Below are 21,505 nucleotides of genomic sequence, written 5' to 3'. Positions count from 1 at the left end.
ATCGGCATATCGGGAGGGACCTTCGATCCCATCCATATCGCGCTCCTTGAGCTAACAGGGACAGAAACATGCTGAAGGCGCCTATTGGCATCCTGGGTGGCACCTTCGATCCCATCCACATCGGCCATCTGAGACCCGCCATCGAGGCCCAGGGCGCGCTCGGGCTGGCCGAGGTGCGCCTGGTGCCGAACCATATCCCGCCCCACAGAGCCAGTCCGTTCTGCACCGGCGAGCAACGCCTCGCCATGGTCAGGCTGGCGGCGGCGGAGACCCCGGGCTTCGTGGTGGATGAGCGGGAGCTCAGGCGAAACAGCCCCTCCTACACCATAGAGACGCTGATCGAACTGCGACGGGAGCTGCCGGACACCCCGCTCTGCTTCCTGATGGGGATGGACTCCTTGCTCGGCCTGCCGGGCTGGCACCGCTGGCGGGAGCTGCTCGACTATGCCCACCTGGTGGTGAGCATGCGCCCGGGCTGGCAACCGGACTACCCGGCCGAGGTGGCCAGCCTGCTGGCCCGCCACCAGAGCAGGCAGGTGTCGGATCTGCACCGCCACCGCCACGGCCACATCTGGCTGGCGGACAACCTGCCCATAGAACTGTCGGCCACCCGGCTGCGGGCCCTGCTGGCCGCGGGTCAGGATCCCAGATACCTGTTGCCGGCATCGGTGGCCAGCTACATCCGGCAGCAAGGGCTCTACCAGCCCGCACCCTGAATGCCGGACAGGGCCAAGGCATCGCCCCCGACCACAATCCCGTGCTCGGCAGAGCCGACACCCTGAGGCGCAGCCAGCATCGGCTTGACTATTGTCTGGCCCGGTTGCGCACTATAGTGATCAACAAGGGCCCCGCCCGTCGGCGGTGACCCCGGCTCCCTTGCCCTTTACCAAGCTGGGAAACGGGAATGACCATGATATAATCCGCCGCCCTCATGCTGTACAAGCGCGCCGGAAGATAGGAGAAGACATTGCAAGGCCAAGAATTACTCGCCTTTATCGTCGACAAGATCGATGACATGAAAGGCCGCGACATCATCACCCTGGATGTACGCGGCAAATCCAGCATCACGGACACCATGATCATCTGCTCCGGCAACTCCAGTCGCCATGTCAGCTCTATCGCCCACCATCTGGCCAGCGAGGCCCGCCACGCCGGGATCGCGCTGCTCAGCGTGGAAGGCCAGCTCACCGGTGAGTGGGCGCTGGTGGACCTGGGGGTCGTCATAGTGCACGTGATGCAGGACGAATACCGCGACTTCTACCAACTGGAAAAACTCTGGGGCGGCGCCCAAGTGCCAACGCAATAGAGTGTGCAGGCGTAACAAAGGGTGCAAGTGTAATAAAAGATGAAGATCCAGTTGATTGCGGTGGGCACCAAGATGCCCGCCTGGGTAGAGCGTGGCTTCGAAGAGTACCGTCGCCGTTTCCCGAAAGACATGCCGTTCGAGTTGGTCGAGATAGGCGCAGGCAAACGCGGCAAGAATGCCGACATTCCCCGCATCCTGCAGAAGGAGGGGGAAGCCATGCTGGCCGCCGCCGGCCGCTCCCGCCTCGTGACCCTGGACATCCCGGGCAAACCCTGGACCACCGAGCAGCTCGCCGCTTCGCTGGAAGCCTGGAAGCTGGATGGTCGCGACGTGGCACTGCTGGTGGGGGGGCCCGAGGGTCTCTCCCCCGAGTGCAAGGCCGCCGCCGAGCAGAGCTGGTCGCTGTCACCGCTGACCCTGCCCCATCCGCTGGTGCGGGTGCTGGTGGCCGAGAGCCTCTATCGCGCCTGGAGCATCACCACCAATCATCCGTATCACAGGGAGTGAGCCATGAGTCTCTGGTCCATCACCCCCCATGTTCATTCATGTCACAGGGAGCGGCCCCATCGGGTTTCAGTCGCTGCCCTTCATCGGCCATAAGGTAACGGCATGCTGAAGAATCGCATCGAGATGCGCGATCACAGTGCCGAGGGACGGCTGTTCTTCCGGCGCACCCTGGTCGCCTACATCGGCATGGTCATCCTCATGCTGGTGCTGCTGGGGAACCTCTACTACCTGCAAGTAGAGTCTTACGACACCTATCAGACCCGTTCCAACGACAACCGCATCCGGGTGGTACCGGTGGCGCCGCCACGGGGCCTCATCTATGACGCCAACGGCGTGCTGCTGGCGGAGAACCGCCCTGTCTACAGCCTGGAAATCGTACCCGAAGAGACCGGCGATCTGGAGAAGACCGCCGACGAGCTGATCACCCTGCTGGCACTGCCGGAGGGGACCAAGGAGAAGTTCCTGGCGGAGGTCAAGCGCCAGCGCCGCTTCAAGCCGGTCCCCCTGTTCGAGAAGCTGACCGAGTACCAGGTCGCGCTCTTCTCGGTCAACCAGCACAACTACCCGGGCGCCAGCATCGAGGCCTATCTCAAGCGTTACTACCCGTTTGGCGATACCCTGACCCATGCGCTCGGCTATGTGGCCAAGATCAACACCCGCGACGTGGAGCGCCTCGATAAAGAGGAAAAACTCGCCAACTATGCCGCCACCAAAGACATCGGCAAGCAGGGGGTGGAGAAGTTCTACGAGGATCAGCTGCACGGCGTGGCGGGCTATCAGGAGGTCGAGGTCAACAACCGCGGCCGGGTGGTGCGCACCCTCAAGTTCCAGCCCCCCGAGCCCGGCAAGGACATCTACCTCAACATCGACATCCGCCTGCAACTGAAGGCGCAGGAGCTGCTGGCCGGTCGCCGGGGCGCCATCGTCATGATGGATCCCAACACCGGCGCCATCCTGGCCATGGAGTCGAGCCCGAGCTACGACCCCAACCTGTTCGTGACCGGCATCTCCAACACCAACTATTCGGCGCTGCTCAACGATCCTGCCCGCCCGCTAGTGAACCGCACCACTCAGGGCATCTATGCCCCCGCCTCCACCGTCAAACCCATGATGGCGGTGATGGGGCTGAACGAGGGGGCCATCACTCCCAACTACCGTTACTTCGGCGGCCCCAGCTTCTCCATCCCGGGCACCACCAAGAAGTTCCGCGACTGGCGCCGTTGGGGCCATGGCTGGCTCGATGTCTACCGCGCCATCGAGGTGTCGGCGGATACCTATTTCTACGATCTCGCCTACCGGGTCGGCATCGACAAGATCCACGCCTACATGACCAAGTTCGGCTTCGGTCAGTACAGCGGCGTCGATCTGTACGAGGAGACCAAGGGCGTCATGCCGTCCCGTGACTGGAAGATGGCACGCTGGCGTCAGCCCTGGTATCAGGGGGACACCATCTCCATCGGCATCGGCCAGGGCTACTGGAGCTCCACCCCGATCCAGCTGGCCAAGGCGATCAGCATACTGACCCAGAACGGTCACGACGTGACGCCGCACCTGCTCAAGAGCACCGCCTCGGCGGACGGGGTGGTCAACGCCCCCATCAACCCGAACGTGGCCATCGCCGCCAAGAGCGACACCTACTGGCAGGTGGCCAAGGACGGCATGTGGCGCGTCATCAACGGCCATGAGGGCACCGGCCGTCGCGCCTTCGCCAACACCCCCTACAAGGCGGCGGGCAAGTCCGGTACCGCCCAGGTGGTGGGCCTGAAAGAGAACCAGGTCTACAACGCGGCCACCACCAAGGTGGAGCACCGCGACAACGCGCTGTTCGTCGCATTCGCGCCATTCGAGGCGCCCAAGGCGGTGGTCGCCCTGGTGCTGGAGAACGCCGGTGGTGGTAGCTCCATGGGCGCGCCTGTCGCCCGTCACATGCTGGATGCCTACCTGCTGCCGCCGGAGCCCCAGCTGCCGCCCGCCCCCAGCAAGCCGCCCACCCTTAGCCCGGATCAGAGCGAGGCCGTTCCCCAATGAGTAACTCCGCACACCAGCAGAGCATCTTGCCACCCCAGGCCATCCATGCAGCACGAGGGCTTCTCCCATCATGAGTAACTCCGCTCGCCAACAGAGCCTCTGGTACCGACTGCACATCGACCTGCCGTTGCTGCTCGGCCTGCTGGCGCTGATGACCCTCTCCATGGTGGTGCTCTACTCCGCCTCGGGCCAGGATCTCGACTCCATAGTGCGCCAGCTGGTGCGCGGCGGCCTCGCCTTCGGCCTGATGATCGGCCTGGCCCAGCTGCCGCCCTCCCTCTATGCGCGCTGGTCGGTGCCGCTGTTCGTGGTGGTGGTGCTGCTGCTCATCGCGGTGGACGTGTTCGGCCACATCGGCAAGGGGGCCCAGCGCTGGCTGGATCTCGGCTTCATGAAGTTCCAGCCCTCCGAGGTGATGAAGCTCTCCATGCCCATCATGGTGGCCGCCTGGCTCAGCCGACACTCCCTGCCCCCCAAGTTCAGCCATGTGCTGATCGCCCTGGTGATGGTGCTGCTGCCGACCCTGCTGATCGCGGCCCAGCCCGATCTCGGCACCTCCATCCTGGTGGCGGCCTCCGGCTTCTTCGTCATCTTCCTGGCGGGGATCAGCTGGTGGCTGATCGGCCTGGCGGTGCTGCTCATCGCCGCCTTCATGCCGGTGCTCTGGTTCTTCCTGATGCACGACTATCAGCGCCAGCGGGTGCTGATGCTGCTGGATCCGGAGAAGGATCCCCTCGGCCGTGGCTACCACATCATCCAGTCCAAGATAGCGATCGGCTCCGGCGGCGTGTTCGGCAAAGGCTGGCTGCAGGGCACCCAGTCCCAGCTGGAGTTTCTGCCGGAGCGCCATACCGACTTCATCTTCGCGGTGTTCAGCGAGGAGTTCGGCCTGGTGGGCGTGGCCCTGCTGCTGGTGATCTACCTGTACATCATCAGCCGCTGCCTGTTCATCTCCATGCAGGCCCAGAACAGCTTCGAGCGCCTGCTCGGCGGCGCCCTGACCCTCACCTTCTTCGTCTATGTGTTCGTCAACATGGGCATGGTGAGCGGCATATTGCCGGTGGTGGGGGTGCCCCTGCCGCTGGTGAGCTACGGCGGCACCTCCATGGTGACCCTGATGGCCGGCTTCGGCATCTTGATGTCCATTCAGACCCATAGAAGGCTACTGGCCTGATGAGGTGGATATATTCTGCCTGTCGTGGAGGCCCCCTGCCGCTGGTGAGCTACGGCGGCACCTCCATGGTGACCCTGATGGCCGGCTTCGGCATCTTGATGTCCATTCAGACCCATAGAAGGCTGCTCGCCTGATGAGATGGGGCTGGATGCTCTGCTGCTGGGCGCTGACGACGAGTGCAGCCCCGGAGTCCGAGCGACTGGAGCGGCTGGCAGAGCAGCAAGCCGTGCCGCTGGCCGAGTTGCAGGCCGCCGCCGCCCAGGCGCAGTTGCGCCAGGAGATCCTCGATACCATAGGCCGGCCCTGGGAGGCCAAGCCCTGGCACCGCTACCGCCCGCTGTTCGTGACCGAGGACAGGATCCGCAACGGGGTCGGCTTCTGGCAGCGTCACGCCGAGGTGCTGGCCCGGGCCGAGCAGACCTATCGAGTGCCCGCCGCCCTGATCGTCGCCATCATCGGCATCGAGACCTTCTATGGCCGCCAGATGGGCCGCCACTCGGTGCTCGACAGCCTCTACACCCTGGGCTTTCACTACCCCGCGCGCGAGGAGTTCTTCGCCAAGGAGTTTGCCCAGCTGGTGCTGCTGGCCAAAGAGGAGAAGTGGCCGCTCACCCGCCTCAAGGGCTCCTATGCCGGCGCCATGGGCATGGGCCAGTTCATGCCGTCCAGCTACCGCCACTACGCGGTGGACTTTGACGGGGATGGCAAGCGGGATCTGTTTGCCAACCCGGTGGATGCCATCGGCAGCGTGGCCAACTATTTTGCCCAGCATCGCTGGCGCTGGGGGGAGTCGGCCGTCGAACCCGCCTTGATCGGACTGGCTCCAGTAGGTACCCTGCTTCGGCCCGAGCCCGAGCTCAGGCAACAGTGGGCCGAGCTGGCCGCGGCGGGCATCGAGCTCGCCACCCCGCTGGCACCGGACACGCCGGTCAAACTGCTGGCATTGGAACAGGCCGATGGACCGGAATACTGGGTCGCGCGCCACAATTTTTATGTGATCACCCGCTATAACCGCAGCCCTCTGTATGCGATGGCGGTGCATCAACTCAGTCAAGCAATCCAGGAAGCGTATGCATTACAGCCACAAACTTCTCCCGCTCAGCCTGAGCTTGTTGCTGGCCGCCTGTAGCAGCCAGCCGGAGCAGCCCCTGCCCCAGGAACCCGCCTCGCAGGAAAAACCGCCGGTGATCGAGATCCCGCAGGCGACCGGCGCCATCCCGCGCCCCGAACCCATGAGCGCAAGCGGCAACCGGGACTACTGGATCGGCAAGCAGAAGTACGAGGTGTGGCGCGACATCAAACACTATCAAGAAGAAGGCACCGCCAGCTGGCTGGCGCTGGAGCTCGATGGCAACAAGACCGCCAATGGCGACGTGCTGGACAGCAAGCTGTTCAGCGCCGCCCACCGCAACCTGCCGCTGCCGAGCTATGTGCGGGTCACCAACCTGGACAACGGGCTGGAGACCATAGTCCGGGTCAACGATCGCGGCCCGTTCGACAGCGATCGCCTCATCGATCTCTCCCATGCCGCCGCCCAGCAGCTGGGGATGATAGAAGGGGGTGAGGCGCGAGTCCGGTTGGATCTCATCAACGACAGGCCGGATCAGATGGTCGAGATGGTGCCCATGACACCGATGCAGCCCCTGCAACCGGCGGCGCCCGCCGAGCAGGGCGCCTTCCTCGGAGATCCCCAGCCTGCGGCTCCCTCGGCCGCCGCTCAGGCCGACGCCCCCGCCAAGCCCGCCGCCACGGCGACCAGCACCCTCTCCGCCCCCAAGGCCGCCAGCGGCCAGGGCAAGATGATCCAGGTGCTGGCCAGTGGCTCCCAACCCAGGGCCGAGGCTCTGGGCAAGGTGATGACCCAGCGCTATGGCGTGCCCTACCAGGTGGTGGCGCACGACGCCCTCTTCCGCGTCCTGCTGGGGCCGGTCGCGGCCGATCAGCAGAGCACCTTGCTGGAGCAGATCCGGCAGGGGGGGCTGGAGCAGGCCTTCATCGTCCCCTGATCATCGGCGCCACCATGGCCCGCGCCCTCACGTCGTATCCCGGCGTGACGGCGCGGGAAATGGATAAAAACCCGTTCAAGATCGCATGCCGGGCTATGACCGGCGAGCGCATCTGGTATAGTGAAACCCGCTTTTTTTAACTTGGGTACAACCCATCCAGGCTCCAGGAATTCCAAGATGTCCAAATTTGCCCGTTCCGTTATTCTGGCCTCCCTGTTAAGCGCCACCGCTCAGGCCAACCAGCCGGTGCCGACGCCGGACGCCAACCAGCCAGTACCGACCAGAGACGTCCCCCAGGCCGGCCTGCCGACGCCAAACGCCGCCCCCATGGTCGTTCCCGCCGCGCCTGAGATCTCCGCCAAGGCCCATATTCTGATCGACTACTACTCGGGTCAGGTGCTGGCCGAGCAGAACGCCGAAGAGCGTCTGCCGCCCGCCAGTCTGACCAAGATGATGACCTCCTACATCATCGGCCAGGAGCTGCTGAAGGGGAACATCAAGCGCACCGACATGGTGACCATCAGCCAGAACGCCTGGTCCAAGAACTACTCCGACTCCTCCAAGATGTTCATCGAGGTGGGCAAGCAGGTCTCGGTCGATGACCTGAACAAGGGCATCATCATCCAGTCCGGCAACGACGCCTGCGTCGCCATGGCCGAATTTCTGGCCGGCAGCACCGACTCCTTCGCCAGCCTGATGAACTCCTGGTCCGCCAAGCTCGGCATGAACGACAGCCAGTTCAAGAACCCGCACGGTCTGGATGCGGAAGGCCACTACAGCACCGCCCACGACATGGCGCGCCTGGGTCAGGCCCTGATCCGCGATCTGCCGGAGGAGTACAAGATCTACTCCCAGAAGTCGTTCGTGTTCAACGGCATCACCCAGCACAACCGCAACCGCCTGCTGTGGGATCAATCCCTGCAAGTGGATGGCATCAAGACCGGCCACGTCAGCCAGGTCGGCTACAACCTGGTCTCCTCCGCCACCAACAACGAAGGCATGCGCCTGATCGCCGTGGTGCTGGGCGCCAGCAGCGAAGGCTCCCGCGCCGCCGAGAGCAAGAAGCTGCTGACCTACGGCTTCCGTTTCTTCCAGAGCCTGACCCCCTACAAGGCCGGCACCGAGCTGGTCACCCAGAAGATCTGGATGGGCGACAAGTCTGAAGTGAAACTCGGCGTCGACAAGGACGTGTCCGTGCTGGTCACCCGCGGTCAGGGCAACAACCTGAAAGCGGACTTCCAGCTCGAGAGCGAGCTGAAGGCACCGCTGGCCAAGGGCCAACGGGTCGGTACCGTCTACCTGAAGCAAGGCGACAAGGAGATCAAGCAGGTCCCGCTGGTCGCCCTGGAAGAAGTGCAGGAAGGCGGGCTGATGAGCCGCCTGTGGGATTACCTGGTGATGCTGGTCTCCAGCTGGTTCAAGTAAGCCACAGCGAAAAATAGTGACATGATAGCGGCGCTTATGGCGCCGCTCTGTTATTGGCTGGTTCAACCAGCGAATACCCCTGCAAACTGCAGGTTCCGCCGACTGTCGATTTGTGGTAAAAAGCAGCATCTCCATGTCTTGTCGACCAGCCCGGGCCTTGATCCCGGCGTGGGCCGTGCCCATATTGACTCGTACTGGCGGCCCCGATGGGCCATCGGCCACCAGGCCACACAAGATTAAAGATGAAGTCGTTTCACGACGACGCCAAAAGGTGAGTAAATGAATACCAAGTTTGATGAACTGCTGGAGTTCCCCTGCAAGTTCCCGTTCAAGGTGCTCGGCATTGCCGACCCGACCCTGCCGGACCAGGTGGTGGAAGTACTGCAGCAGCACGCCCCCGGTACTTACAGTCCCGTTGTCCAACCCAGCTCCAAGGGCAAGTATCACTCGGTTCGAGTGACGGTCACCGCCCAGAGCAAAGAGCACATCGAAGCCATGTACCACGCCCTTGGCAAGATCGAGCTGGTGAAATACGTACTGTAATTTCTCTCTCGCCCCGCCAGGGGCGATTGATTTTGCGTCACCCCCGAGAGCTGACCCATGGTGCCGACTCAAGCGCCAGCCTGTGAGGAAAAGATGTCACCCCAGATCCCCGCTCAGCCACAGCTGCTAGTCAGACAGCTGGGCCGCCGCCCCTACCAGCCGGTATGGGATGCCATGAAGGCCTTCACCGACGGTCGCACTAGCGATACCCCGGATGAGTTCTGGGTGGTGGAGCACGATCCCGTCTACACCCAGGGTCAGGCAGGCAAGGCCGAGCACCTGCTCGCCCCCGGCGACATCCCGGTGGTGCAGAGCGATCGCGGCGGTCAGGTGACCTATCACGGCCCCGGCCAGCTGGTGCTCTATGTGCTGGTGGATGTGCGCCGCAGCAAGCTCTCGGTACGGGAGCTGGTCACCTGCCTGGAGACCGCCATCATCAAGACCCTGGCAAGGAGCGACATCGAAGCCTATGCCAAGGCCGATGCCCCCGGCGTCTACGTGAAGAACGAGCTGGGCATGGAGGCCAAACTGGCCTCGCTGGGCCTGCGCATCCGCAAGGGTTGCTCGTTTCACGGGCTGGCACTGAACATCAACATGGACATGACCCCCTTCCTGCGCATCAATCCGTGCGGCTATGCGGGCATGGCCATGACCCAGACCAGCGCCCTGGGTGGCCCGCAGAGCGTGGCCGAGGCGCAAGCCATTCTGGTGGCCGAGCTGGCCAGCCTGATTGGTTATCAGAGCATCAGCCATGTCGAAGAGGCCCCATGAGCGAGCCCGTGGCATGCGGCTACGAGGGTATGAAAATGACCCTTGCGGCTATCAACCTGACAATAACAAACACCGAGAGTGAATCATGAGCAAACCCGTTCGTATGGAGCCGGGCGTCAAGCTACGCGATGGCGACAAGATGGCCCTGATCCCGGTGAAATTCATGCCGGATCCCAACGAGGAAGTGCTGCGCAAACCGGACTGGATGCGGATCAAGCTGCCGCCGTCGAGCCAGAAGATCGAGCACATCAAGAGCACGCTGCGCAAGAACAAGCTGCACTCGGTCTGTGAGGAAGCCTCCTGCCCCAACCTGGCGGAGTGCTTCAACCACGGTACCGCCACCTTCATGATCATGGGTGCCATCTGTACTCGTCGTTGCCCCTTCTGCGACGTGGCCCACGGCCGCCCGCTGGCGCTGGATCCCGACGAGCCGCACAAGCTGGCGCTCACCATCAAGGAGATGGGGCTGAAATACGTGGTCATCACCTCGGTGGACCGCGACGATCTGCGTGACGGCGGTGCCCAGCACTTCGCCGACTGCATCAAGCAGATCCGCGAGCACAGCCCGCAGACCCGCATCGAGATCCTGACCCCGGACTTCCGTGGCCGGATGGAGCAGGCGCTGGAGGTGTTCCGCGAGACCCCGCCGGACGTGTTCAACCACAACCTGGAAACCGCCCCGCGCATGTATCGTGTCGCCCGCCCCGGCGCCGACTACAAGTGGTCGCTGGAGCTGCTGCGCCGCATCAAGGAGATGCACCCCCATGTGCCGACCAAGTCCGGCGTCATGATGGGTCTGGGCGAGACCAACGAGGAAATCGTGCAGGTGCTCACCGATCTGCGCGAGCACGGCGTCAACATGCTGACCCTGGGCCAGTATCTGCAGCCGAGCCGCCACCACCTGCCGGTGAAGCGCTACGTGCCGCCCGCAGAGTTCGACGAGCTCAAAGAGGTCGCCATGGCGCTGGGCTTCTCCCACGCCGCCTGCGGCCCCTTCGTGCGCTCCTCCTACCATGCGGATCTGCAAGCCAAGGGCGAAGAGGTCAAATAACCTCGCAAGGAAGAGAGGCCAGACTGCCTCCCTCCTTCATCAAAAAAGAGCGCCCAAGGGCGCTCTTTTTATTGGTGCTATTTTATCCGCCATGACGCCTCCAGAGGCCAGAATGTTTGCCCTGCTCCCTCTTAGCGGGTTAACGTGACCGCTCATTTTCTCTTTGAGTGATCAGCAGGATGCCGACCCCCCTCGTCCGTTTGCTCCCCATGAGCGAGCACCACTACCCCGTCTATTGCGCCTACTTCATCGAGGATTACGCGCAAGATCTCGCCAGCAATCATGGCCATGATCTGCCCACCGCCCGCCACAAGGCCGAGCAGAGCCTGCACCAGTCCCTGCCCCAGGGGGTTGCCACGCCAAATCATCACCTGCTCTGCATAGTGCCCGCAGACGGGCCGGGGGCCGATGACGGCACGCTCGACATAGATACCCAGCCACTCGGCTACCTCTGGCACGCCATCGACACCGCTCAGGGCGAAACCTTTATCTGCGACTTTTACATGGCGCCAACCCGCCGTGGCCTGGGCTATGGCAAGGCCGCCATGGCGGCGCTGGAGGCCAGCTTGCAGGCGCTGGGCATCCACCGGATCAAGCTGAGGGTGGCCCATGACAACCCGCGGGCGCTGGCGCTCTATCAGGAGCTGGGCTTCACCATCACCGGCTACAACATGGTCAGGCATCTGGGCTGACGGCCTGCAAAGTGGCCATCAGCGGGTCATGGCTCAGAGCGAGATGCCGGAGAAGGACATGAAGCCGAGCGACATCAGGCCGGCCACGATGAAGGTGATGCCTATCCCCCGCAGCCCCTCGGGCACATCCGAATACTTCATCTTCTGGCGCAGGCCGGCGATGGCGACGATGGCCAGCAGCCAGCCCAGCCCGGAGCCCGCCCCATACACTACGGATTCGATAAAATCGTAATCCCGCTGGGCCATGAACATCACACCGCCGAAGATGGCGCAGTGCACCGTCAAGAGCGGCAGGTAGATCCCCAGGGCGTGATAGAGCGCCGGGAAGTGCTTGTCGAGCACCATCTCCATCACCTGCACCAGCGCCGCCAGCACCCCGATATAGACGATGAAATCGAGAAAGCCGAGATCAAACTCCCCGAGGAAGGTGCTCTCCGGGCGCAGGATATGGCGGTAGATCAGGTTGTTGAGGGGAATGGCGATCACCATCACCACCAGCACCGTCATGCCGAGGCCGAAGGCGGTGTTGATGTTCTTGGACACGGCCAGGAAGGTACACATGCCGAGAAAGAAGGCCAGGGCCAGGTTTTCGACAAAAATCGAATGAATGAACAGGGTTACATAGTATTCCATCGGGCAGGCTCACAGGTTGCGCAGGCAAGGCCCGTCCCGGGCGGCCATCATGCCGGTGGGGACGGGATCACAACGCGCGCCGACGCACAGCGGCCATGTGCCGACATCTTGCGATGACTCAGGTCAGAGCTATGTGGGGTCGAACGCGCGCTTAACGACAAACCGGGCGCGAGTCGCCGTGGCAGAAGCGAAATTGCAGGTGATGGCAGAGCAGCAGCCGCTGGTGCAGATGGCCGAAGTAGTCGGGCCGCCGCCTGAGGTAGATGAGGGGGAGGAAGAACAGCAGGCCGCAGAGCAGGCCGAGGATGTCGTGCTGGAACCAGGCCAGCAGCATCTGGTAACGCTCGGGGGCGGCGCCACTCTCCAGCCGTCGCCCCTGCTCGACACCGAGCCGCCACTGGCCGCCCGGCAGCAGGCTGACGCTGTCGATGAGGCCGGAGTCGGATGGCTGGTGCAGCTGCATCGAGGCCGTCGGCCCGCTCGCTGCCGGTTGACCGGATGCACCGACCCCGCCTGCCGCGAACGCGGCAAGCCACAGCAGGCAGGCGACGGCGAGGGCCATCAGCCCTGTCGGTAATCGGCCGAGGGGTGGCAAGAGATCAGCACCTTGAAAAGGCAAATAACGAGATGAGTCGAATATATCATAACTCATGCCATTATTGGGCTTTCGTTGCCATTGGTTAGCTTGGCTTGATGCTTAACACCCTTTTTATCGGTTAATCTGGCATCAAGACATGAGCATACAGAGCGCCAACGGCCACCCTGGGGTGGCCGTTGGCTCGCGTGGCACACGAAGAGACGAGGCTTAGGCGCCGGCGGCTTCCAGATGCTCCACCAGCAGCTGGACGCTGCGGTTGCCGCGCCACTCGTTGACATCGAGCCGATAGACCAGCCGCACCCGCTTCACCGAGGCATCGGGCCAGCGCTTGAGATCGACCCCGAAGGCAATGGCATCCACCGCGCGGCCCGAGTCCGTGGTCAGCATCATCTTGAGATGCTTCTCCCCCACCAGCCGCTGTTGCACCAGCACGAACTCGCCGTCGAACAGCGGCTCGGGGAAGGCCTGCCCCCAGGGGCCGGAGGCGCGGATCAGCTCCGCCAGCTCCAGGCTCAGCTCATCGGGCAGCAGCTCGCCGTCGGTGAGCAGCACCCCGGTCAGCAGCTCCGGCGTCACCAGCTCGGCGATGACGGCTTCAAATGCCCGGCCGAACGCCTCTATGTTCGCCTTGGGCAGGGTCAGCCCCGCCGCCATGGCGTGGCCGCCGAACTTGCCCATCAGGCCGGGATGGCGAGTATCGAGCAGCTCCAGCGCATCGCGCAGGTGCACGCCGGGGATGGAGCGACCCGAGCCCTTGAGCTCGGTGTCGCTGCTTTCGGCGAAGGCGATCACCGGTCTGTAGTACTTCTCCTTGATCTTGGAGGCCACCAGCCCCACCACCCCCTGATGCCACTCGTCTCTGTGCAGCACTATGCCGCTTGGCACCTCGCCATCGCGAAAACGGATCTGCTCCAGAGTGGCGAGCGCCTCCTGCTGCATGCCCTGCTCTATCTCCTTGCGCTCCTGATTGAGGCTGTCCATCTCCGCCGCCAGCTGGCGCGCCAGATTGATGTCATCGCACAGCAGGCAGGCGACCCCGAGGGACATGTCATCCAGCCGGCCGACCGCATTGAGCCTGGGGCCCAGCGCGAAGCCGAGATCGGCGGCGCACAGGCGGCGACCGTCGCGGCCCGACACATCCACCAGCGCCTGGATGCCGGGGCGGCAGCGGCCGGCCCGGATCCGCTGCAGCCCCTGATGGACCAGGATGCGGTTGTTGCCATCGAGCGCCACCACGTCGGCAACGGTGCCGAGCGCCACCAGATCCAGGTAATCCGCCACATTGGGGGCGCGAATGCCCTGACTCTCATACCAGCCGGCCTGCCGCAGATGGGTGTTGAGCGCCGCCATCAGGTAGAAGGCGACCCCCACCCCGGCCAGGGACTTGGAGGGGAAGTCGCAGCCACGCTGGTTAGGGTTCACTATCGCATCGGCAGCGGGCAACTCATGACCCGGCAGGTGATGATCGGTGACCAGCACCTGCATGCCGGCGGCCTTGGCGGCGGCCACCCCGGCGATGCTGGAGATGCCGTTATCCACGGTGATCAGGAACTCGGCGCCCCGGACCACCGCCAGCTCGACGATCTCCGGGGTGAGGCCGTAGCCGAATTCGAAGCGGTTGGGCACCAGAAAGTCGATGCTCTTCCCCCCCATGGCCCGCAGCGCCAGCACGCACAGGGCCGAGCTGGTGGCGCCGTCACAGTCGAAGTCGCCGACGATGAGGATGCGCTTCTGGGCAATCAGGGCCTCGGCCAGCAGCGGCACCGCCTGCTCCATACCAAACAGGCGCTGGGGCGGCAACAACTGGCTGGCGCTGCGCTCCAGCAATGCGGGGTCCTCGACCCCGCGACTGGCGAAGATCTGGCGCAGCAGAGGATGCAGGGTATCGGGCAGGTGAGCGTCATCCACTCGGGGACGACGACGGATTTGCAGGGGCATGAATTCGATCCTGTCTTCTAATACGGTGAGCCGATGGCAAGGCGGTATCATACACGCCCGAGACGAGCGGGTCATAGCGGCAGGGACGGCGAGGAGGCTCTCGCCCCTGCTCAGGAGAGCTGGGGCTCGGACGGCAGAGGGGGAGTGGAGCGCTCCAGCACCCGGTAGAGGGTAAGCCGGGAGATCCCGAGATGACGGGCGGCCTCGGTCACATTGTTGCCACAGAGCACCAGGGCCCGGCGCACGGCCTCGCACTCCGCCTCGGCCCTGACCAGGTTCAGGGGGCGTATGCCTCCCTCTGCCTGCGGCAGGGCCAGCCCCAGATCCTGATGATCGATGCGCTGCCCTTCGCACAGGACCAGCGCCCGCTCCAGTCGGTTCTTGAGCTCCCGCACATTGCCAGGCCAGTGATATTGCAACATCTGGCGCATGGCGCCGGCGGTGAATCCCTGTACCCGGGGATTCAAGATGCCGCCCATCTTGGTCAGAAAATACTGGGCAAGCAGCATGATGTCCTCCCCCCGCTCACGCAGGGGGGGCAGCGTCAGATCCAGCACGCAGAGCCGGTAGAAGAGGTCGCTCCGAAAATGCCCCTGCTCCATCTCCTGATCCAGCACCCTGTTGGTCGCGGCTATCACCCTGATGTCCACCTCGATGGGCCCAGCCCCACCGACTCGCACTATGGTGCGCTCTTGCAGAAACCGCAGCAGGTTGACCTGCATCGGCAGGGGGAGATCCCCTATCTCATCGAGAAACAGGATGCCATGGTGCGCCATCTCCACGCAGCCGATGTGGCGCCGACAGGCGCCGGTGAAGGCCCCCTTCTCATGACCAAAGAGTTCTGACTGGATCAGGGAGGGCGGAATGGCGCCGCAGTTGATGGCGACGAAGGGGCCATCCGCCCGCAGGGAGTGGCGGTGGATCTGGCGGGCCACCAGCTCCTTGCCCGTGCCGCTCTCCCCTTGCAGGATCACCGACGAGTCGACCTTGGCCAGCCGCTCCACCCGACTCATGATCTGCTGCATGACCGGGCTGGCACCGATCAGCCCCCCCGTCTCCTTGCCATGACGGCAAGGGTGGTGAACGCTGCCCCTCAGGCAGGCGATGCCGAACGCGTGTCCCAGCACGGCCAGCAGGCGCTCATCCCCCACCGGCAGGCTGTGATAGTCGAAGCAGTAGTTCAGGAGCAGCTCCTGCATCCTGGGCTGGGCGAGCAGATGAGGGGGGGCAAGCGCCACCCAGACCATGGTGCCGCAGGTCTGGCGAAAGAGCGCCTCCAGCGCCTCGGTGGCGCCTTCATTCAGCAGCACCAGGCCCACCCTGGGCGCATGTTGTGCATAGTGACCGAAGGCTTCCTGCGGCGACGAGGCCGAGCAGAAGCGCCAGCCGAGCGAGGATGCCTGTGACGAAGGGCACCACACCCCACTCGTGTTGACACACAGTAGCGTACGCATCTCCATCTAATACACCTCGCCACACGGCGGCTGAACAATGTGCAAAGTATTGGATAGATGGCGTACTTACGCCACTCGATGAGACAGGGGGAGAAAGCGAGTCCCTTTGCTTAAAAAATAAAATAAACAAAATAAAATCAAATATATACCTTGAACCGTCAGTGAATTAACCAGCCACCAAGGCAAGGGACATGACCCACTCTGTTCCATCCCTGAGACAGCGTCAAAAGCCCCCCTTTTGTGCTCAGTCTGCCCCGGCGCCGGGCCGGCATGAAAATCCGCTCCATTCCGCTAACAACCCTCCCGCCTCCGCTCATCCCCTTCCTCTGCTTTTTCCTTATTTTTCAATCAATTGAATTCTTGGAACAAAGCCTGCACCGATGCTGCGCCGAGCCGGCAGCCCAACAGAGCCGGACGACACAGACAACAACAAGCAAGAAGCAAAAGGAATGCAACATGGATACGTTATTTCCCCCTCTCGGGGTTGGGCTGTCGATCTATGCCAGCCTCACCAAAGTGGCCCCCTATCCACGATTTCGCGCACAGGGCATAGGACCGCCCCTCTGCTCATAGTCAGGCCCCTCGGTTCAGGCAGTCGCGGCCGAATGGAATGGAACAAAAAACCAAAGGATAGGAAGAGGAAAATGCTATGAAACCAAGTACGCACAATCGCCTGCTCAGATCGCTGGCGATCCCCTTGCTCGGGGTGGCCTCGCTGGGGGGACTCTCCAGTCTCACCCCCGCCTGGGCCGGTATCTTCCCGGGTCTGGAGCAGGAAAAATGCATGGCTGACGCCTTCGGCGGAAGCCTCAACTGTACGGCCAAAGACATTGAGGTCTCGCAGGTGGTTCCGGTCAATCCGAACCAGGAGTGCGTCAACGGCCAGGTGTTCACCTTCAACGCCAACGTGACCGTCAAAACCAACGCCAGCGTGCGGTATGACACCACCTTCTACCTGCCGAGAACAACCAAGAGCCCGATGGAGCTTCAAGGCGGCGCACCAAACTGCAGCCTGTTGCTGCCCAAGGCGAGCGACGCCGGGGAAAATGGCCAGGTGGCCTATGTGAATCTGGAGCCGAAAGTAAAAGCCACCGATTTCCTGGATACCTGTGGCGATATCACCAAGGCCAACGGTACCGATTCTTACACCCTCATGAATCAACCTGTCACCATGCTCTGTCAGCCCAGCCCTACCGATCCCAACAGGGCTCTGTTCACCTACTGTGCGGCCTGGGACCAATCGAAGACCTTGAGTTGCAGTGCGGACACCAACCCTCCCGGCGCTGTGCCCGGCACCAAATCCAAGTGTAACTGCGACAGTTTCGCCATCAACGTGTTCATCAGGCCTGAGCCGGCTGCGATCACCAAGACGGTCACCCCCGCCAGCCTGCCCGAGCCGGGTGGCGTGTTCACCTACAACCTGAGCTTTACCAACTCGAGTGCCGCCTCCCTGTATATCGCCAGCCTGAAGGATGAGATAGACATTGGCGGGGATGGCACCTACGACAAGAGCGTGGACCTCTGGGGATCCATCGAAAGCGTCGGGGCTGCGGACGGCATCTACCTGCTCAGCACCACCTGCGCGAAACCCGCCGCGGGCTCGACGACCAAGGAGGTGTTGCCCAGCGCCACTTACAGTTGCCAGTTCACCCTGCATATCAAGGATCGCAATCTGCCCGACGATCAGAGCCCCGAGAAGTACGTCGACAACATAGTGGCCCTGTTCAAGGACAAGAATGGCGGCACGGTCGGCAGCGGCAGTACCTGCCCCGCTGGCTTCCAGGCGGCGGGTAACAACTGCAGCCCGGCGAAGACGGTCGAGATCACCAACCTCCCACCGACCATAGCGGTGGAGAAAACGGCCTCCACCGACGAGGTGCTGGAACCGGGAGCCAACGTGACCTACACCGTCAAGGTCACCAACACCTCGGGTGATCATGACGACCCGCTCACCCTGACCAGCCTGATGGACGACAAATTCGGCGATCTGGATGGACAAGGCACCTGCGACCTGGGCAGCGGCGGCGTGGTATTGGCCAAGGCCTCTCCATTCGAGTGCAGCTTCACCCAGTTTGTGGGTGGCAACCAAGGCGATGTGCATACCAACGAGGCGACCGCCAAGGCCCTGGACGACGAAGGGGACGAGGCGACGGCGGCTGACAGCGCCACCGTCAACATCAATGACGTGGCGTCGACCATCACGCTGCTAAAAGATGCCTTGCCCGTCAGCGTCCTCGAAACCGGCGATTCCGCCGAGACTCGCACCGTGGCCTATACCTTCACCTTCTCCGTCGATGCCGGCGGCGTGGACAATGTCACCTTCAGTACCCTGGAGGACGACATATTCGGCAGTCTGACCAACCTGTGCATGGTGAATAAGAAGGACGGGGTAGGGATCACGCCCACCACTCTCGTCGGCTTCGTACTCAGTCCGGGACACAACGCCAGCTGTACCATCTCCAAAGAACTGCAGGGGAATGCTGGCGACAGTCACACCAACACGGCCACCATCGCAGGCAAGGATGAGGACGATGTAACAGTGACTGACAGCGACGATGCCACTGTGGCGTTCACCGATGAGGAACCCGACATCACCAGGCTGTTCGCCCTCAAGGCCGCCGGCTTTGTCCGCATCAGCAACAATGGGGTAGACACCCTGACCATCACCGCCTTGACCTTCAAGGGGGTCAATGTGGCGGATGGGAACGGGGTCTCGGGCAGCTTCACCCTCTACGATGAGCCCGGGGTGAGCACCCATGAGGCCGACGCCGATGGCTTCGGACCCTTCTCGCTCTGCACCGCAGGCGGCACCATCCTGCCCGGCGCGCACTATGACTGCGCCTTCATCCTGGAGCTCGAGCCTGGTCTGGCCGATCTTGGCAACATCAACCTGCAGGCGACCAACCCGGATCCGCTGGTGGTCACCCTGAAGGATGACGAAGACAACGAGGTCAAGGCCGAAGTGGAGGTCACCATCCAGACAGTGGAGTAATGAGTTGATAATGGCGACCAGAGTACCGGTCGGTTCGAGGGCGATGGCTGAGCCGTCGCCCTTTTATTGGGTCGGCTGCGTGGGGATGCTCGCCGCACTATGCCCGCTGGACGCCAGTGGTGCACGAGCGCTGAAGACGCCCTGCTACTGTGAGATCAACCATGCTGGCCAAGAATGTTAGCCGAGCGAGTAGCCTATTAGCGCTTATGGAACAACAGGACGAACGGCTGACGATCTCATGAAATGAATACAAACAAAACAAAATCAACCAATTACATAGTTTCACCGCCTCTGCGGCAACGAACCTCGCCAACTGGCGTCATCCTCTGTTCCATCCCTGAGACAGCCTCAACAGACCCCCTTTCGCGCTCAGTCTGCCCCGGCGCCAAACGTGCATGAAAATCCGCTTCATTCCGCTAACAACGATCCCGCTTCCCCTCATCCCATCTCAAGCATTTTCACTTTAATTTCAATTGCTTGAAATCTTGGAACGAAGCCTGCACCAATGCAGCGCCGATCCGTCTGCCCAAGAGAGCCGGACGACACGGACAACAACAAGCAAGAGGAATGCAACATGGATACCCGAGCAATGAATCTTTGGCCGCGCTGTTGGCAGCATGGTCTAAAGTTCATGGCCCTGTTGCTGGTGCTCTGTGCACCGGCACTGACCATGGCCGCCACGGCAGAATCGCCGTTCGAACTGGATGCAAATCCGCAGGATAACATCGACACCGGTGCCGTCATGAGCGATGACTGGGACACCCCGCCCGACAGCGGAGGAGCCACCAAGTTCACCGGCATCATCCAGGACACTGCCCCCAGAACCATCTTCGGCGGGGGTGATAAAGACATCCTGGACATCGACAAGTGGAGTTGGAAGGATGGCTCCGTCCCCGACAAGGATGACCTGACCCACGCCTATGCCGCCGCCTACAACGAGAATAGCGATCTGTTGCTCTACTTTGGCGCCGATCGCATCGCCAATGCCGGTGATGCCTTCATGGGCTTCTGGTTCTTCAAACAGAAGGTCACCGCCCTGCCCAACGGCAGTTTCAGCGGTAAACACACAGTGGGGGACACCCTGGTTCTTATCAACTTCCCGCAGGCGAGCAACGCGTTTCCCTACCTGGCCGTGGTGACCTGGGACCCGACCTGTAGCAAGGCCGCCAACAACAGCCCGCAGCCGGGGCAGTGCGCCGCCACCAACCTGCGACTCAGGCTGCAAGGCTCGGGCGCCAACGACGTCGTCTGCGCCAATCAGGGCGGCGCCAACCTCGCCTGCGCCCTGACCAACACGGGTGACGTGCCCGTCCCCGCCAGCACGCTGGCGAATGGTGTCAGCGGCCTGTGGAGCGACTACACCCCCAAGAGTGGCACCAAGGGAACCTTCCCCTTCGAGAGCTTCTTCGAGGGGGGGATCAACCTCAGCCAGATCGTGGGGGGCAGCGACGGCTGCTTCAGCAGCTTCATGGCCGAGACCCGCTCCTCCAGCTCCTTCACCGCGGCGTTGAAAGACTTCGTGCTGGATAACTTCGAGCTGTGCAAGGTCGAGATCACCAAAGTCTGTACCGGCGGTGACCTCAACGAGGCTGAAACCGGCTTTACCTTCAGCTTCGAGGGCACAGTCACCAACGGGGGCTTTGGCACCATCCATGACGTCGTCGTCACCGATGATAACGGCACCCCGGCCGATACCAGCGATGACTTCGTGGTCGCGAACTTCGATTCAATACCGAAAGGAGGCGTGGAGAACTACACCGGCAGCTTTGACTCCGCCGGTAACGGGCCGACCAACGGCATCAGCGTCAAGGCAGCCTCCAGCGACGGTGGCCTGCAGTCGATCACGGCTTCCACTACCGCGGCCTGTCCCAACGTCGAGAGAACCCCTGGGATCAGTGTCACCAAGGCCTGTAGCACCAAGGTCGTGGACACGGGTAGCCAGCTGGTGGTCAGGGTCGAATACAGTGGCCAGGTCTGTAACACCACAGGGGTGGGCGGCGTGCCGCCACTGAACCTGAGCGGTGTTACCGTCACCGACGATCCCAGCGGCAATGTGCATAACATTGGCATCCTGGCTGCGGCCGACTGCAAGGACTACTCAGGCTCCTACACGCCCGCCAGTGCTGGCTCGGAGAACCCGGGTTCCATCGCCTTCAGCGATACCGTGACCGCCACCGGGACAGCACCGCTAGGCTTTGGCAGCGACACAGATACGGCAACCGCCACCTGTCCGCTCTGCCCGACCTGTCCGGATTGCCCAACCCCCTCACCCTAACGGGAGCTAACAAGGTTTAACCACAGGGGCCATGGTATATGGCCCCTTTTCATGGCTGCGGCAGACCGCCGCTCTCCCCTGAGACTTCGATCTTGGTCAGCGCCATTGGCAT

18 protein-coding genes and 1 pseudogene are annotated in these 21,505 nt (G+C 62.7%); 15 read left to right on the top strand and 4 right to left on the bottom strand.

Annotated features, from left to right (window positions below; translation table 11 throughout):
* Positions 1 to 68 precede the first annotated feature (68 nt).
* From nadD to AACW18_RS03470, 13 genes and pseudogenes are all read left to right on the top strand, one after another.
* Entirely contained in the window at positions 69 to 716 is a 648-nt protein-coding gene (nadD, locus tag AACW18_RS03530; protein WP_042652755.1) for a nicotinate-nucleotide adenylyltransferase, read from the top strand.
* A gap of 251 nt (positions 717 to 967) precedes the next feature.
* Entirely contained in the window at positions 968 to 1,306 is a 339-nt protein-coding gene (gene rsfS, locus AACW18_RS03525; protein ID WP_042652756.1) for a ribosome silencing factor, read from the top strand.
* Positions 1,307 to 1,345: 39 nt separating this feature from the next.
* Positions 1,346 to 1,813, top strand: a complete 468-nt coding sequence (gene rlmH, locus AACW18_RS03520; RefSeq protein ID WP_042652757.1) for a 23S rRNA (pseudouridine(1915)-N(3))-methyltransferase RlmH — start codon at positions 1,346 to 1,348, stop codon at positions 1,811 to 1,813.
* 102 nt (positions 1,814 to 1,915) lie between these two features.
* Complete coding sequence (mrdA, locus tag AACW18_RS03515; protein WP_218290570.1) at positions 1,916 to 3,841, top strand: penicillin-binding protein 2; 1,926 nt, start codon at positions 1,916 to 1,918, stop codon at positions 3,839 to 3,841.
* A 70-nt stretch (positions 3,842 to 3,911) separates the two neighbouring features.
* Entirely contained in the window at positions 3,912 to 5,015 is a 1,104-nt protein-coding gene (rodA, locus tag AACW18_RS03510; protein WP_042652759.1) for a rod shape-determining protein RodA, read from the top strand.
* 26 nt (positions 5,016 to 5,041) lie between these two features.
* Positions 5,042 to 5,149: pseudogene (locus AACW18_RS03505) on the top strand (FtsW/RodA/SpoVE family cell cycle protein); the annotation flags it as partial.
* Entirely contained in the window at positions 5,149 to 6,144 is a 996-nt protein-coding gene (mltB, locus tag AACW18_RS03500; RefSeq protein ID WP_371317012.1) for a lytic murein transglycosylase B, read from the top strand. The pseudogene AACW18_RS03505 and the gene mltB, both read left to right, overlap by 1 nt.
* A complete protein-coding gene (locus AACW18_RS03495) occupies positions 6,086 to 7,021 on the top strand; it encodes a septal ring lytic transglycosylase RlpA family protein (protein WP_218387850.1) in 936 nt (311 codons plus the stop codon). Before mltB ends, AACW18_RS03495 begins: the two co-directional genes overlap by 59 nt.
* 177 nt (positions 7,022 to 7,198) lie before the next feature.
* A complete protein-coding gene (locus AACW18_RS03490; RefSeq protein WP_042652762.1) occupies positions 7,199 to 8,446 on the top strand; it encodes a serine hydrolase in 1,248 nt (415 codons plus the stop codon).
* 279 nt (positions 8,447 to 8,725) lie between these two features.
* Complete coding sequence (ybeD, locus tag AACW18_RS03485) at positions 8,726 to 8,989, top strand: DUF493 family protein YbeD (RefSeq protein ID WP_042652763.1); 264 nt, start codon at positions 8,726 to 8,728, stop codon at positions 8,987 to 8,989.
* Positions 8,990 to 9,082: 93 nt separating this feature from the next.
* Complete coding sequence (lipB, locus tag AACW18_RS03480) at positions 9,083 to 9,760, top strand: lipoyl(octanoyl) transferase LipB (protein ID WP_218387849.1); 678 nt, start codon at positions 9,083 to 9,085, stop codon at positions 9,758 to 9,760.
* Positions 9,761 to 9,845: 85 nt separating this feature from the next.
* Positions 9,846 to 10,811: a lipoyl synthase gene (lipA, locus tag AACW18_RS03475; protein ID WP_218387848.1), complete on the top strand. Its 966-nt coding sequence runs from the start codon at positions 9,846 to 9,848 to the stop codon at positions 10,809 to 10,811.
* A gap of 179 nt (positions 10,812 to 10,990) precedes the next feature.
* Entirely contained in the window at positions 10,991 to 11,503 is a 513-nt protein-coding gene (locus AACW18_RS03470; protein WP_218387847.1) for a GNAT family N-acetyltransferase, read from the top strand.
* 33 nt (positions 11,504 to 11,536) lie between these two features.
* Here the strand turns inward: AACW18_RS03470 and nqrE are convergent, their stop codons facing one another.
* The 4 genes from nqrE to AACW18_RS03450 form a co-directional block, all read right to left on the bottom strand.
* A complete protein-coding gene (nqrE, locus tag AACW18_RS03465; protein ID WP_042652767.1) occupies positions 11,537 to 12,136 on the bottom strand; it encodes an NADH:ubiquinone reductase (Na(+)-transporting) subunit E in 600 nt (199 codons plus the stop codon).
* Positions 12,137 to 12,287: 151 nt separating this feature from the next.
* Complete coding sequence (locus AACW18_RS03460) at positions 12,288 to 12,698, bottom strand: hypothetical protein (protein WP_242377170.1); 411 nt, start codon at positions 12,696 to 12,698, stop codon at positions 12,288 to 12,290.
* A 243-nt stretch (positions 12,699 to 12,941) separates the two neighbouring features.
* The gene (recJ, locus tag AACW18_RS03455; protein WP_218387846.1) at positions 12,942 to 14,672 is read right to left on the bottom strand and encodes a single-stranded-DNA-specific exonuclease RecJ; all 1,731 of its coding nucleotides are present in this window, start codon (positions 14,670 to 14,672) and stop codon (positions 12,942 to 12,944) included.
* 110 nt (positions 14,673 to 14,782) lie between these two features.
* Entirely contained in the window at positions 14,783 to 16,126 is a 1,344-nt protein-coding gene (locus tag AACW18_RS03450; RefSeq protein ID WP_242377173.1) for a sigma-54 dependent transcriptional regulator, read from the bottom strand.
* Positions 16,127 to 16,775: 649 nt separating this feature from the next.
* Between AACW18_RS03450 and AACW18_RS03445 the strand changes: the two genes are divergently transcribed.
* A complete protein-coding gene (locus tag AACW18_RS03445) occupies positions 16,776 to 19,118 on the top strand; it encodes a hypothetical protein (RefSeq protein WP_218387845.1) in 2,343 nt (780 codons plus the stop codon).
* Between the two features lie 631 nt (positions 19,119 to 19,749).
* Positions 19,750 to 21,393 carry a hypothetical protein gene (locus AACW18_RS03440; RefSeq protein ID WP_218387844.1) on the top strand — a complete coding sequence of 548 codons (1,644 nt, stop codon included), beginning with the start codon at positions 19,750 to 19,752 and terminating at the stop codon, positions 21,391 to 21,393.
* Positions 21,394 to 21,505 lie beyond the last annotated feature (112 nt).

The sequence above is a fragment of the Aeromonas sp. sia0103 genome (assembly GCF_963895295.1).
Classification (GTDB): domain Bacteria; phylum Pseudomonadota; class Gammaproteobacteria; order Enterobacterales; family Aeromonadaceae; genus Aeromonas; species Aeromonas encheleia.
The sequence above is the reverse complement of the archived record's forward strand: the minus strand, read 5'-3'. Positions and strand labels throughout refer to the sequence as shown.

Excerpts from the sequence above, each read along its gene's own strand:
- AACW18_RS03440 (WP_218387844.1), top strand. The coding sequence starts at position 19,750 with ATGGCCCTGTTGCTGGTGCTCTGTGCACCGGCACTGACCATGGCCGCC.
- AACW18_RS03460 (WP_242377170.1), bottom strand. The coding sequence starts at position 12,698 with ATGGCCCTCGCCGTCGCCTGCCTGCTGTGGCTTGCCGCGTTCGCGGCA.
- lipA (WP_218387848.1), top strand. The coding sequence starts at position 9,846 with ATGAGCAAACCCGTTCGTATGGAGCCGGGCGTCAAGCTACGCGATGGC.
- mltB (WP_371317012.1), top strand. The coding sequence starts at position 5,149 with ATGAGATGGGGCTGGATGCTCTGCTGCTGGGCGCTGACGACGAGTGCA.
- mrdA (WP_218290570.1), top strand. The coding sequence starts at position 1,916 with ATGCTGAAGAATCGCATCGAGATGCGCGATCACAGTGCCGAGGGACGG.
- nqrE (WP_042652767.1), bottom strand. The coding sequence starts at position 12,136 with ATGGAATACTATGTAACCCTGTTCATTCATTCGATTTTTGTCGAAAAC.
- nadD (WP_042652755.1), top strand. The coding sequence starts at position 69 with ATGCTGAAGGCGCCTATTGGCATCCTGGGTGGCACCTTCGATCCCATC.
- rlmH (WP_042652757.1), top strand. The coding sequence starts at position 1,346 with ATGAAGATCCAGTTGATTGCGGTGGGCACCAAGATGCCCGCCTGGGTA.
- AACW18_RS03490 (WP_042652762.1), top strand. The coding sequence starts at position 7,199 with ATGTCCAAATTTGCCCGTTCCGTTATTCTGGCCTCCCTGTTAAGCGCC.
- AACW18_RS03495 (WP_218387850.1), top strand. The coding sequence starts at position 6,086 with ATGCATTACAGCCACAAACTTCTCCCGCTCAGCCTGAGCTTGTTGCTG.
- AACW18_RS03470 (WP_218387847.1), top strand. The coding sequence starts at position 10,991 with ATGCCGACCCCCCTCGTCCGTTTGCTCCCCATGAGCGAGCACCACTAC.
- AACW18_RS03450 (WP_242377173.1), bottom strand. The coding sequence starts at position 16,126 with ATGCGTACGCTACTGTGTGTCAACACGAGTGGGGTGTGGTGCCCTTCG.
- ybeD (WP_042652763.1), top strand. The coding sequence starts at position 8,726 with ATGAATACCAAGTTTGATGAACTGCTGGAGTTCCCCTGCAAGTTCCCG.
- lipB (WP_218387849.1), top strand. The coding sequence starts at position 9,083 with ATGTCACCCCAGATCCCCGCTCAGCCACAGCTGCTAGTCAGACAGCTG.
- AACW18_RS03445 (WP_218387845.1), top strand. The coding sequence starts at position 16,776 with ATGAAACCAAGTACGCACAATCGCCTGCTCAGATCGCTGGCGATCCCC.
- recJ (WP_218387846.1), bottom strand. The coding sequence starts at position 14,672 with ATGCCCCTGCAAATCCGTCGTCGTCCCCGAGTGGATGACGCTCACCTG.
- rodA (WP_042652759.1), top strand. The coding sequence starts at position 3,912 with ATGAGTAACTCCGCTCGCCAACAGAGCCTCTGGTACCGACTGCACATC.